The 12,479-nt window shown below is 68.9% G+C and carries 11 protein-coding genes; 2 read left to right on the top strand and 9 right to left on the bottom strand.

The window, feature by feature from the left end; translation table 11 throughout:
• Positions 1-4: 4 nt before the first annotated feature.
• Positions 5-1,705 carry a DNA repair protein RecN gene (recN, locus tag Y590_RS13835; protein WP_060770356.1) on the bottom strand — a complete coding sequence of 567 codons (1,701 nt, stop codon included), beginning with the start codon at positions 1,703-1,705 and terminating at the stop codon, positions 5-7.
• Between the two features lie 174 nt (positions 1,706-1,879).
• On the opposite strand from recN, the gene Y590_RS13830 reads away from it, so the two are divergent.
• Positions 1,880-3,319: a beta-1,6-N-acetylglucosaminyltransferase gene (locus tag Y590_RS13830; RefSeq protein WP_060770355.1), complete on the top strand. Its 1,440-nt coding sequence runs from the start codon at positions 1,880-1,882 to the stop codon at positions 3,317-3,319.
• A 98-nt stretch (positions 3,320-3,417) separates the two neighbouring features.
• Here Y590_RS13830 and Y590_RS13825 read toward each other — a convergent pair whose 3' ends face one another.
• The 8 genes from Y590_RS13825 to murB form a co-directional block, all read right to left on the bottom strand.
• A complete protein-coding gene (locus tag Y590_RS13825; protein WP_060770354.1) occupies positions 3,418-4,293 on the bottom strand; it encodes an outer membrane protein assembly factor BamD in 876 nt (291 codons plus the stop codon).
• A gap of 165 nt (positions 4,294-4,458) precedes the next feature.
• Positions 4,459-5,406, bottom strand: coding sequence for a UDP-3-O-acyl-N-acetylglucosamine deacetylase (gene lpxC, locus Y590_RS13820; protein ID WP_060770353.1), 948 nt, complete (start codon positions 5,404-5,406; stop codon positions 4,459-4,461).
• Between the two features lie 363 nt (positions 5,407-5,769).
• Positions 5,770-7,527 carry a cell division protein FtsZ gene (gene ftsZ, locus Y590_RS13815; protein WP_060770352.1) on the bottom strand — a complete coding sequence of 586 codons (1,758 nt, stop codon included), beginning with the start codon at positions 7,525-7,527 and terminating at the stop codon, positions 5,770-5,772.
• A 205-nt stretch (positions 7,528-7,732) separates the two neighbouring features.
• Positions 7,733-9,055: a cell division protein FtsA gene (gene ftsA / locus Y590_RS13810; RefSeq protein ID WP_003602496.1), complete on the bottom strand. Its 1,323-nt coding sequence runs from the start codon at positions 9,053-9,055 to the stop codon at positions 7,733-7,735.
• A 62-nt stretch (positions 9,056-9,117) separates the two neighbouring features.
• Positions 9,118-10,056, bottom strand: a complete 939-nt coding sequence (locus Y590_RS13805; RefSeq protein ID WP_060770351.1) for a cell division protein FtsQ/DivIB — start codon at positions 10,054-10,056, stop codon at positions 9,118-9,120.
• Positions 10,023-10,946 (bottom strand): D-alanine--D-alanine ligase, encoded by a 924-nt coding sequence (locus Y590_RS13800; RefSeq protein WP_060770350.1) that lies wholly within the window; start codon positions 10,944-10,946, stop codon positions 10,023-10,025. Before Y590_RS13800 ends, Y590_RS13805 begins: the two co-directional genes overlap by 34 nt.
• A 60-nt stretch (positions 10,947-11,006) precedes the next feature.
• Positions 11,007-11,204, bottom strand: a complete 198-nt coding sequence (locus Y590_RS13795) for a hypothetical protein (RefSeq protein WP_060770349.1) — start codon at positions 11,202-11,204, stop codon at positions 11,007-11,009.
• Between the two features lie 37 nt (positions 11,205-11,241).
• A complete protein-coding gene (gene murB, locus Y590_RS13790) occupies positions 11,242-12,171 on the bottom strand; it encodes a UDP-N-acetylmuramate dehydrogenase (protein ID WP_060770348.1) in 930 nt (309 codons plus the stop codon).
• 44 nt (positions 12,172-12,215) lie between these two features.
• Here murB and Y590_RS13785 point away from each other — a divergent pair, with 44 nt between their 5' ends.
• Positions 12,216-12,473, top strand: coding sequence for a type II toxin-antitoxin system RelE family toxin (locus tag Y590_RS13785; protein WP_076643450.1), 258 nt, complete (start codon positions 12,216-12,218; stop codon positions 12,471-12,473).
• Positions 12,474-12,479: the final 6 nt, after the last annotated feature.

The raw sequence follows: 12,479 nt of genomic DNA, 5'->3' as shown, positions 1-12,479 counted from the left end.
AGGCTCAGCCTTCGGCCCCCAACAGCAGCCGTGCCGCCGCCGCGCGCGCCTCGTCGGTGACGGTGGCGCCAGCCAGCATGCGGGCGATCTCTTCCCGGCGCGCATCCGCCGCGAGCCCGACCACCCGGGTCGTCACCCGCTCGGCGCTCTTCTCCGCGCCCTTGGCCGCCTTCCCCTTCACGCTATCCTTGGCGATGCGGAAATGCGTCACCGCACGGGCGGCGACCTGCGGCGCGTGGGTCACGGCCACGACCTGAACCTGCTCCGAGAGACGGCCGAGCCGCGCGCCGATGGCGTCGGCCACCGCGCCGCCGAGGCCGGTGTCGATCTCGTCGAAGATCAGGGTCGGCGCCGACCCCTTGCCGGCGAGCACGACCTTGAGCGCCAGCATGAAGCGGGAGAGCTCGCCGCCGGAGGCGACCTTCATCATCGGGCCGGCGCGGGTGCCGGGATTGGTCTGCGCCCAGAACTCGACCCGCTCGGTGCCGGCGGCGTCGCGCGAGGCTTCGTCCACGGTGATCTGCGTGATGAAGCGGGCGCCCTCCAGCTTCAGCGGCGGCAACTCGGACTGCACCGCCGCATCGAGCGCCTTGGCCGCCTTGCGGCGCCCGTCGCCGAGCCGTTTGGCGGCCTGGGCATAGGCCGTTTCCGCCGCCGCGAGTTCGGCCTCGAGCCCGGCAAGCGCCTGTTCGCCGGCATCGAGGGCGGCCACATCTGAATCGTAGCGGCTGCGCAGGTCGGAAAGGTCGTCGGCCGGGACCGAATATTTTCGCGAGGCCGCGCGCAGGGCGAACAATCGTTCCTCGACACGCTCCAGCTCGCGCGGATCGAACTCGGCGGCGAGCACCGCGGCATCGAGGGCAGCGCGCGCCTCGTCCAGCGCGACGAGAGCGGCATCGAGGGCGGCGATACTCGGATCGACCAGGGTCGGCACCGTGGCGCTGCGCCGCTCCAGGCGGCGCACGGCGGAGGAGAGGTGCGGCACGAGCGAGCCGGAGCCGCCGACGAGGTCGAGCGCTTCGTTCAACTCGCGGGCGACCTTCTCGCCCTGCTGCATCAGCGTGCGGCGCTCGGCGAGCTGGGCCTCCTCGCCCGCCTGCGGATCGAGGAGGCCCAGTTCCTCCACCGCGTGGCGGAGAAAATCGGCTTCCTTTTGCGCGGCCTCGACGCGTTCGCGCTGCTCCGCGAGCGTCGAGCGGGCGGCGCGCACGCGTTTGGCGGCCGATGCCACCTGCGCGAGCGGGCCCTGAAGCCCGCCGAACGCGTCGAGGATGCTGCGGTGGGTTGTGGGATCGGCCAGCGCCCGGTCGTCGTGCTGACCGTGGATCTCGACGAGGGCCGTACCGATCGCCCGCATGGTCTGCACGCCGACCGGCTGGTCGTTGACGAACGCGCGGGTGCGCCCGTCGGCGAATTGCGTGCGGCGCAGGATCAGGTCGCCGTCGGTATCGATCTCGGCCGCCGCCGCGACGGCGCGGGCGGGGTGGTCGAGCGCCACGTCGAACACGGCGGTGACGCCGCCCTGCGCCTCGCCCTGCCGCACGAGGCCGCCGTCGCCGCGCCCGCCGAGCGCCAGGGCGAACGCGTCGAGCAGGATCGACTTGCCCGCACCGGTCTCGCCCGTGAGAACGGTGAGCCCCCCGGAGAAGGTCAATTCGAGCTTGTCGATCAGAACGATGTCGCGGATCGCGAGCTGGACGAGCATGCTGCTGTCCGGTTCCCCTTGGTGTCGTGCGCGTGATCTAGACGGAAGAGGCCACGACTTCACGCGGAAAAATCGCCATCGACCGGTTCGCGACGATCCAGCTCGATGGACCGATCGGCGCGTTCGCCGCTAGAAGGCGGGACAGGCAACGGAGCGTCGCGGCCGAGCGGGATCATGACGGCCTATTTCATCACTTGCCACCACTCACCGGCCTTCGTTCGCGACCAGTTCCGCTTTCTTTACCATCCAGATCACCTCTACCTCTATCATGTCGATGCGAAGGCGCCTGAGGCCCTGCACGAGACTGTGCGTCGCTTGGCGCAGGCCTTCCCGAACGTCGCTGTGCTGCCGAGCCGGCACTATGCCTGGGCATCCTACTCGCAGGTCGCTACCACGCTCGATGCAGTAGCCTGGGCGCTGAAGGCCGCGCCCGCTTGGTCGCATCTCGTGGCTTTGAGCGAGCAGCACTGCCCCTTACGCAATCCGGCCGAGCTGGCGGACGCCCTGCAACCCGGCGTCTCCTATGTCGCAGCGACACCGTTCGCGGCCATGTACCCGAGTGGACAGGAGGATCTCGTCCATCGGTCCAGCATGGACTACCGCGAGCTTCCGGGGGTCGGCAGCTTCGGCGTCTCCGCCCTTGCGCGCGACCCCGACTTTCTCACGCGTCTCCACCACGGCAGCAACTGGTACGTCCTGTCGCGGCAAGCCTGCACATACCTATATGAGGCCGAATCCTGCCTGCCGGACGCGGCGCGCTTCCGGTGTTGCGTCCATGCGGACGAGAACATGCTTCAGACCATGTTAGCGCAGGCGAATGGCCGGGCCGGTACGATCGCTTGCCGCGAGACGACGTTCGTGGCGTGGCCGCACATCATCGGCAACGACAGCATGATCTTCCGTGAGGTAGATTTCTTCACGGCCCGCGACGAGGGCTGGCTTTTCATCCGCAAGCGCCCAACCGTGCTGCCGGCTCTGGTGGCAGCAACACTCGAAACATCCGCCGCAATGACGGAGTCTGATCTAACGAGGGCAATTGGCGATCTGCCCAAGTTGGTCCCGGCAGTGCCTGATGCGGACGGCGTCGCACTCGCCCGGAAGGTTGCGCGAGCCGTGGTGCGGCGGGGACGCGGCGTACGAGCGGACCTCCCCAATCTTCGCTACGGCCTGCGCGATCCGCTCTTCAGCCTGACATTCCAGACGGCCCGCATCCCGGATGATGTCGAGGTCCGGGTCATCTCGCAGAATCTGATGGATTTCCGCGTCCTGCTTCTCTCGATGACACCCCCGACCGTCGATTTCACGACGCGGCACATCCACGGGCGGCTGGCACCCCTGCTGCGTGTTCGATGCGCCGACTTCTTCTGCCGAAGAGAAATCCTAGTGCCGGAGGATCCGGCGCACGGGTTCTGGACCCTTCCTTCCGATGGAAGCATTTCCGGCCTCGTCCGCCGGATCGAACTGCATATCGGCGTAGCCGAGACTCTCGGGCACGGGACCGAAGCCTTCGCGGAGTCGGGGCTCTTTGCCGTAATCTTCCGAGAGGCGGCCGCTCGCTGGCGCAGCGCCCGATGGATGCTGCGACAGGTCTTGCCCCGCCGATCGGCGGTCTGAGCAAATCTCGTCGCGACAATCCGTATGGAAGGCAAAAAGAAAACGGCGCCGACCCTGGCTTTGGATCGACGCCGTTTCGACAGTCTATGCCATCCGCTTCAGTCCGCAGCGGCGGTCTTGCCGATCACGCCGCGATAGATCTTGCTGAGCCAGGAGGACTTCTCCTCGCGCGGCTCCAGGCCGCCGGTCTGCAGGAGCTTGTAGGCATCCTGGTACCAGGGGCTGTCGGGGAAGTTGTGGCCGAGCACGGCCGCCGCGGTCTGCGCCTCGCCGGTGAGGCCGAGCGCCATGTAGGCCTCGACCAGACGCTCCAGCGCCTCTTCGGCGTGGCGGGTCGTCTGGTACTTGCTGACCACGTCGCGGAAGCGGTTGATCGCCGCCGGGAAGGCGCGCTTCTCGAGATAGAAGCGGCCGACTTCCATCTCCTTGCCGGCGAGCTGGTCGCGGGTGATCTGGATCTTGGCCTTGGCGTCGGCGGCGTATTCGGAGGTCGGGTACTTCTGCACCAGTTCCTGGAGGGCGATGAGGGCGCGCTCGGAGCGCTCCTGATCGCGGGTCACGTCCGGGATCTGCTTATATTGCGACATCGCCATCAGGTACTGGGCGTAGGCCGCATCCTTGCTCGCCGGGTGGCGCTGGAGGTAGCGCTTCGAGGCGTTGATGGCGTCGTCGTACTTCGCGCCCTCGTAGTTCGCGTAGGCCGTCATCAGCAGCCCTTTCCGCGACCAGTCGGAATAGGTGTACTGCTTGTCGAGCTGATCGAACTGCTTGGCGGCGTTCTCGTAATCCCTGTCTTCCATCTTCGCCAAGCCCTCGCTGTAGAGCTTGTCCGCGGGCGTATCCGGGATCGCCTCGGGCTTGTACTTTTCGGCGAAGAGGTTGGTCGGATCGAGGGCATCGCAGCCGCCGAGCCCGATGCCCAGGCTGAGGAGCACGGCCGCCATCGCGCCACGGGTCGGGAAGGTCACAGGCATCGCGGTCAATTTCCCTGTCAGGCCCGGCCGCTTCAGGGGCGGCGCGCGGCCTACGCGCAGGCTTTTACGGTTGGCGGTCGATTCGGGCGTCAAAACGGCAGGGCGTAGGGAACCTTTAAGGTATTCCGCCTGCGACGTGGATCGAGGGCCGATGTGGCGTCCGGGTTACAGCTCGGCGGCGAAGGCGGCGAGCCCCAGGCCGGCACCGAATTCGGCGCGGGCGGTCTCGCGGCGGGTGCCCTGGCCCTCGACGATGGCATAGTTCGCGCGGTCGGCGAACAGGGCTTCGAGGATGCCGACATTCATGCGGTGGCCGCCGCAATAGGAGCGGTAGGCGCCCTGGAGCGGCAGGCCGGCCAGCGCGAGGTCGCCGACCGCATCGAGGAACTTGTGACGGACGAACTCGTCCGAGAAGCGCAGGCCCTCCGGGTTGACGACGGCGGTCTCGCCGACGGCGACCGTGTTATCGAGGGAGGCGCCGAGCGCGAAGCCCGCTTTCCAGTAGCGCTCCACGTCCTTCATCATGCCGAAGGTGCGGGCGGGGGCGATCTCGCGGCGGTAGGCGGCCGGGGTCAGGTCCATCGCCTTGCGCGAGCGGCCGATCACCGGGGATTCGAAGTCGATCTCCACGTCGAGGCGGAAGCCGCGGTCGATCGGGCGGAGTTCGGCGAAGGCGCGGCCCGCCTCGATGCGGACGGGCTGGAGCACCTTGATCCAGCGGCGCGGCGCACCGCAGACGGCGAGGCCGACGCTGTCGATGGCTTGGACGAAGAGGCGGGCGCTGCCGTCGAGGATCGGCATCTCGGGACCGTCGATCTCGACCAGAGCGTTGTCGACACCGAGCCCGTAGAGGGCCGACATCAGATGCTCGATGGTGGCGACGGCACCGGTCTCGACGTCACCGATGACGGTGCACAGCTCGGTGGCGGAGACGCAGGCGAAGTGGGCCTTGATGATCCGATCGTTGCCGGTGGTCGTGCCCGTCCGGAGGAAGGCGATACCGTGGTTGGCTTTGGCGGGGTGGAGCGTGATCTCCGCCGGGTTGCCGGAGTGGACTCCGATTCCGGTCAGCGTCACGGACGTTTTGAGTGTTGTCTGTTGGTTCGTCCGCATACCTTAGCCCTCGGCCAGGATCCTTCCCGCGCACCCCGTTTCGGGAGGGCGGTATGAGAAAGTCCGTCCGCTGCTTGAAGCCCCTGCGAGCGCTGGCGGTCGATCGACCGGCCGCGCCTTCTGTCGTTCCGGAAGCGTGTATAGCTGTGGCAATCGGGCCGGCCAAATCACGGATTCTTACGATCTGTTACAGCCACGGTTTCGCCACGATCTTTGAAAAGCATTTTCTGATCAGTGTCTTAACAAGTAGCTAAACCCGGAACCTTGCGGTTCCGGGTCTGTGGCCGAATTACCCCGATGAGGGTCGATGGAGGCCGCGTTGCCCCCATCGATCCACAGGCAATCGTTGTTTCAGGTCGCGTTTCAGTTCGCTTGGCGGCGAAGGAAGGCCGGGATTTCGAGCTGGTCGTCTTCCATCATCCGCGGCGGCAGGGCACGGCCCTGCGCGTCCAGATTGCCTTGAGCGGGGCGGTACTGCGGCGCCTGGGGCGCGGGCGCCCGCAGGGCCGGCTCGACGCGGGGCGCGGCGACCGGAGCCGGAGCGGCGGCGCGGGGCGCCGGCACCGGAGCAGCCTCGGCCTCCTCGCGGCGACCGCCGAAACCGACCGTGGCGAGCCGGCGCAGCAGGGTCATGCGCTTGGAATCCTGGTTCGGCTCCGGCTGGGGCTCCTCGCCGCGGCTCTTGAGGATCTGCGCCTGGGTGTGGGGCGGCAGGTCCGAGATCTGCGGCATCCGCGGCGGGCGGGCGAGCTGCGGACGCGGCGGCACGTAGGGGCCGTTCGCGGCCTGAGCGGGCTCCTGGAGCTGGGCGGGGGCCGGCGGCTCGTAGGCCGGGACGGCGGCGCGGGCCGGCGCCTGGGTCAGCACGACATCATGGTGGTGCATCGCCGGGGCGGGTTCGGCGCGCATCGGCTCCGGAGCCACCGGCTCCGACAGCATGGCCCGCGGGCCCGCGTTCGGGGCGAGCAGCGGCTCGGGGCCGGGGCGGTGGGACGGCTGATGGCCGCTCTGCTGTGCCGGCTGATGCGTCGAGGCGGGGCTCAGGGCGGCGGAGGCGCGGGCGCGGGCCTCGGAGCGCAGACGCTCGGCGACCTCGGCGATGCGCTGCTCGGTCTGGGCGATTTCCGGGTTGTTCGGGGAATCGGCCGAGATCAGCGCCGGCTCGATGCCGGTGGCGACCACCGAGACGCGGATGATGCCGTCGAGGCTTTCGTCGAAGGTGGCGCCGAGGATGATGTTGGCGTCGGAATCGACCTCCTCGCGGATGCGGGTGGCGGCTTCGTCGAGTTCGTAGAGGGTCAGGTCGGAGCCGCCGGTGATCGAGATCAGCAGGCCGCGGGCACCCTTCATCGAGACGTCGTCGAGGAGCGGGTTGGCGATCGCCGCTTCCGCCGCGCGGTTGGCGCGGTTCTCGCCGGAGGCCTCGCCGGTGCCCATCATCGCCTTGCCCATGCCGCGCATGATCGCGCGCACGTCGGCGAAGTCGAGGTTGATCAGGCCTTCCTTGACCATGAGGTCGGTGATGCAGGCGACACCCGAGTAGAGCACTTGGTCGGCCATGGCGAAGGCGTCGGCGAAGGTGGTCTTCTCGTTGGCGACCCGGAACAGGTTCTGGTTCGGGATGACGATCAGGGTATCGACCGCCGCCTGAAGCTCCTGGATGCCGGCCTCGGCCGTGCGCATCCGGCGCATGCCCTCGAACTGGAACGGCTTGGTCACGACGCCGACCGTCAGGATGCCCATGTCACGCGCCGCGCGGGCGATGACCGGGGCCGCGCCGGTGCCGGTGCCGCCGCCCATGCCGGCGGTGATGAAGGCCATGTGCGCGCCCGAGAGCTGATCGCGGATCTCGTCGATCACCTCCTCGGCGGCTGCCGAGCCGACCTCGGGGTGCGAGCCGGCGCCGAGGCCCTGGGTCACGCCGATGCCCATCTGGATCACGCGCTCGGCCTTCGAGGAGGTGAGCGCCTGGGCGTCGGTGTTGGCCACGACGAACTCGCAGCCGAGCAGCCCCGACTCGATCATGTTGTTGACGGCGTTACCGCCCGCGCCGCCGACGCCGAACACCGTGATGCGGGGCTTGAGTTCCCGGATGTCCGGAGCCTGAAGAGAGATGGCCATGTGGTCGAACCCTTCGTGACTTTCGATTGCCTGAACGACGCCTTGTGACGCCTGCCCTGTCTTGCTTGTCCCGCGCTGGCCTCGCGGCGGCGCGGGGTCGTTCTGTTGGAGCCGTTCCCCGTCCGGTGGGGTCGGGGACGCCTCCAAGTCGTTGTTTTATCGCGATGTCTTCACGCGAACCGGAAACCCGACGCGCGACATCGCCCTAGAAACTTTCCCGGATCCAGCGACCGACCCGCGAGAAGTAGCCGTCCGTTCCCGTGCCGGCGAAGGCGCCCTGCCCCCGCGGCTCGAAATGCTCCGCATGCGCCACCTGCGGGTAGACCAGCAGGCCGACCGAGGCCGAGAAGGCGGGCCCCTTGGCGGCTTCCGGCAGGCCGCGGATGCCGAGCGGGCGCCCGATCCGGACCTGTCCCTGAAGGATGCGGCGGGCCGTCTCCGGCATGCCGACGAGCTGGCTCGCGCCGCCCGTGAGCACCACCCGGCGACCGGCCTGGGCGCCGAAGCCCGCGTTGCGCAGGCGGTCGCGCACCAGTTCGAGCACCTCCTCGACCCGCGGCTTGACGATACGCACGAGCTGCGAGCGCGGCACGTGGCCGGGCGCCTCGCCCTCGTCCTCGCCGACGCCGTGCACGGCGATCATGTCCCGCTCGTCGGAGGCCGTGGCGATGGCCGAGCCGTAGAGGGTCTTCAGCCGCTCGGCGACGGAGACGCGGGTCGAGAGCCCGCGGGCGATATCCATGGTGACGTGGTGGCCGCCGACCGCGACGGCGTCGCAATGGACGAGGTGGCCGCCCATGAAGACGCCGACGCTGGTGGTGCCGCCGCCCATATCCACGACGGCGCAGCCGAGTTCGGCCTCGTCGTCCACGAGCGCCGAGAGGCCGGCGGCGTAGGGCGTGGCGATCACCGCATCGACGCCGAGATGGCAGTGCTCGACCGCCAGCATCAGGTTGCGCGCGGCGGCCGCCTCGGCGGTGACGACGTGAAGATCGACGCCGAGTGCGTTGCCGATCATGCCGGACGGGTCGATCACCGCGCCCTGCCCATCCAGCGCGTAGCCGGTCGGCAGGGCATGCAGCACCGCCCGGCCGGGGCTGACGCCGTGGGCGCTCGCGGTCTCCAGCACCCGCTCGACGTCGGAGCCGGTGACGGTGCCGGAGCGGACGTTCACCCGCGCCTCGAAATGCTGCGAGGCGATGCGCCCGCCGGAAATGTTGACGATGACCGACTGGACCTCGGCCTTGGCCATCCGCTCGGCGGCGTGGACCGCCTGACGGATCGCGCCCTCGGCGGCCTCCAGATCGACGATGGCGCCGCCCTTGAGCCCGAGCGAGCGCTGGTGGCCGATGCCGATGATGCGGGCGAGATGGGTGCGCCCGCGCAGCGTCGACATTGCCTCGGCCGGCTGCAGCTCGGCGATGAGGCAGACGACCTTGCTGGTGCCGATGTCGAGCACCGACATCGTCGCGCTCCGACGGGCGGAAAGCGGTTTCAGGCGCGGCGTGAGGCCGTGATGGGTCTGCATCGGACGCTACTCGGCGGATACGCGACAGGGCACGGAGGAGAGTGCGGCGGGGCGGAACGCGCTCATGTCGCGGTCCCCTTCTTCGGCTTCTTGCGGCTCTCCGCCCGGGCGGCCGCAGCCTCCTCGGTCAGGCGCACCACGACGCGGTCGGCCATGCGCAGGTCCACCGCGATGATGTCCTTCTCCAGAATCTTGCTCTCCCGCTCGAGCCGCACCAGCCGGGCGAGCGCGTCGGCGGGGTCGGCCTCGGGCAGGCGGATGTCGACGCCGTCGAGCTTGAGCGTCCAGCGCCGGCCGGAGACGTAGGTGCCGGCGCGGATGCGCGATCCGAGCGGACCGGCCGCCTCGATCAGCGCGAGATATTCCTTGAGGCGCTCGTTGGCGCCCGCGCCGACGACGAGCGGCAGGTTGACGTAACGCTCGTCGCGCAGGTCATCGATCACCTTGCCGTCGGCGGCGATCACCTGGATCTCGCCGTTCTGCTGCCAGAGCGCGGCGGGCTCGCGCTCGACCTGATTGATGACGATCTCGTTGGGGTAGAGCTTCCGCACGGAGGCGCTGGCGATCAGCTTCTCGGCGAGCAGACGATCGCGCACGCCATCGACGTCGAGGAACGGCACGGAGGAGCGCCAGTCGATGCCGGCGGTGCTCAGCACCTCGCGCTCGTACATCCGCGACAGACCGGTGATGGTCACCCGTTCGACGCCGAAGCCGGCGATCCGCGCGACGATGTCGAGCGGCCGGCCGTTCTCGGCGACGAAGCTATCGTAGCGTCCGCTCATGACGAAGCCGGTCAGCGCGACGGTGCCGGCAAGCCCGGCGACCAGCGCCGTGCCCGCGAGCCGCGGCACGCGTGCCTCGATCGGCACCGCCGGCCGGAGCCGACGCGCCGACGAGAACCGCCTGAGGATCTTCGGGAGCCGTAAGCCCGCAAGGATCCCGCCGCTGCCGGGGTTACCGGCTGCGTTCAGCGGTTGAGAGAAGCGTCCTCCACCATCCATCGGACGAGTTCACCGAAACTCTGGCCTGCGTGGGCCGCGATCTCCGGCACAAGGCTCGTCTGGGTCATCCCTGGCTGCGTATTGACCTCGAGGACGACGAGAGCGCCGGTTCCACCCGGCGTGTCGTCGTAACGAAGGTCGGCACGGCTGACGCCACGACATCCCAGTGCTTGATGCGCCGTTAACGCCAACTCTTGGACACGCTGGTAAATATTTAGTTTAAGATCGGCGGGGAGGACGTGGATCGACCCCCCTCCGGCGTACTTCGCATCGAAGTCGTACCACTCCCCCGAAACGGGCTTGATCTCGGTGACTCCGAGGGCCCGGTCGCCCAGCACCGCGCAGGTCAGCTCGCGGCCGGCAACGTAAGTCTCCGCAAGGACTTCCTCGCCGTAGACCCATTCGTCGGAGGCCAGGATCTGGGGCGGGTGCGAGCGCTCCTCGCGCACGATGATGACCCCCATCGAGGAGCCCTCGGCGATCGGCTTCACGACATAGGGAGGGGTTAACGGGTGTGACTTCGCCGCATCATGACGGTTAACGACCCGGCCCTCAGGGACGCTCACACCGGCCGCGCGCATGACCGTTTTGGCACGCTCCTTGTGCATGGCGAGCGCCGAGGCCAGCACGCCGGAATGGGTGTAGGGGATCTTCAGGATCTCCAGGAGGCCCTGGATCGTGCCGTCCTCGCCGGCCGGGCCGTGCAGCGCGTTGAGCGCTACATCGGGCCGCAGCTCGGTCAGCACCGTGGCGATGTCGGGCCCGACATCGACGCGGGTGACGCGATACCCCTCCCCTTCCAGCGCCTCGGCGCAGGCATTGCCGGAGCGAAGCGAGATTTCCCGCTCGGAAGACCAGCCGCCCATCAGGACGGCGACGTGCTTGGACATCGGCTAGAGCCTTTCAGGGCTGGTTGAGCGCAACGGGCGCACGATGTGTTGGCGAGACAATCAGGCCTCCTCACCGAGGAGCCGGCTGCCGCGCAACGCGATGCCATCCTCGATGGTGACGCCGTCCCGCTCGCGGTTGAGCCGGTCGCGCAGGCGCAGGATGTCGCCACCCGTCCGAGCGGTGTCGGCCTCAACGGCGATGTCATCGACGAGCCTGCCGAGATGCTCGGTCAGGGCTGTGGGGTCGATCGAAGCCATGAGCGATGCGTCCTCCGGTCTCGACGCGGGCTGTCCGTCAGGCGAGCGAAGCCGCGACGCCGATGCGCTTGATCTCCCAGTGCAGCTCGAAGCCCGAATGTTCGCGCACCCGGCGGCGTACCTCCTCGCCGAGCCCCTCGATGTCGGCGGCGGTGGCGCCGCCGCGGTTGATCAGGAAGTTGCAGTGCATCTCCGAGACCTGGGCTCCGCCCAGGATCAGCCCGCGGCAGCCGGCGGCGTCGATGAGCTGCCAGGCCTTGCCGCCCTCCGGATTCTTGAAGGTCGAGCCGCCGGTGCGCTCGCGGATCGGCTGGGCGGCCTCGCGGGCGGCGGTCACCCGCTCCATCTCCGCCTCGATCGCCTCGCGGTTGCCGGGGCGGCCGCGGAAGGTCGCGCCCGTGAAGATCACGTCGTCCGGTGCCGAGGAGTGGCGATAGCGGAACCCCATCTCGGCATGGGTGAAGCGGCGGACCTCCCCCGTCCGGTCGATGCCGCGGACCTCCACCAGCACGTCGGTGGTCTCGCCGCCATGCGCTCCGGCATTCATCCGAAGCGCGCCGCCGACGGAGCCGGGGATGCCGCGGAAGAAGGCGAGCCCGTCGAGGCTGGCTTCCGCCGCCGCCTTGGCGAGCCGCATGTCGGGCACGGCCGTGCCGGAGCGGATCGTCTCGCCGTCGATCTCGACCGAGCCGAAAGCCTTGCCGCCGAGCCGGATCGTCACGCCGGGAATGCCGCCGTCGCGCACGATCAGGTTCGAGCCAAGCCCGATCACCGTCACCGGCACGGACGGATCGAGGGCGGTGAGGAAGGCGGACAGATCCTCCTCGTCCGCCGGGCTGAACAGCACCTGCGCCGGCCCGCCGACGCGGAACCACGTCAGGTCGGCGAGCGACTGGTTTTCGAGGAGGCGGCCGCGAAGTTCGGGCGCGGCGGCGCGGATCGCGTCGATGAGGGAGTGCGCGGTCATGCTAACCTGTCGCTCGTATCTGTCGATTCTGGCGGAGGACCGCGGTGGGACGGAGCTTGGTTTTCACCCGCGCCGCCGCTCGCGCCTTGAGTCGGATGCCGCGGAATACCGAGGAATGGATTCGCGGCAAACTTCGTCAACTCGCCGACGATCCGTCCGCACTCTCCAACAACGTCAAAGCCCTCAAGGGTGGCGACGACCGATACCGCCTGCGGGTCGGGGATTGGCGGGTGCTCTTCACCATCGAAGCGGATCGGATCATTGTCCACGAGGTCGGTCCCAGGGGCTCGATCTACGGGTAGGAGAGG

It is taken from the genome of Methylobacterium sp. AMS5 (assembly GCF_001542815.1).
Taxonomy (GTDB): Bacteria; Pseudomonadota; Alphaproteobacteria; order Rhizobiales; family Beijerinckiaceae; genus Methylobacterium.
Note: the sequence above shows the minus strand (reverse complement) of the source record. Positions and strands in the feature narration are given on the sequence as shown.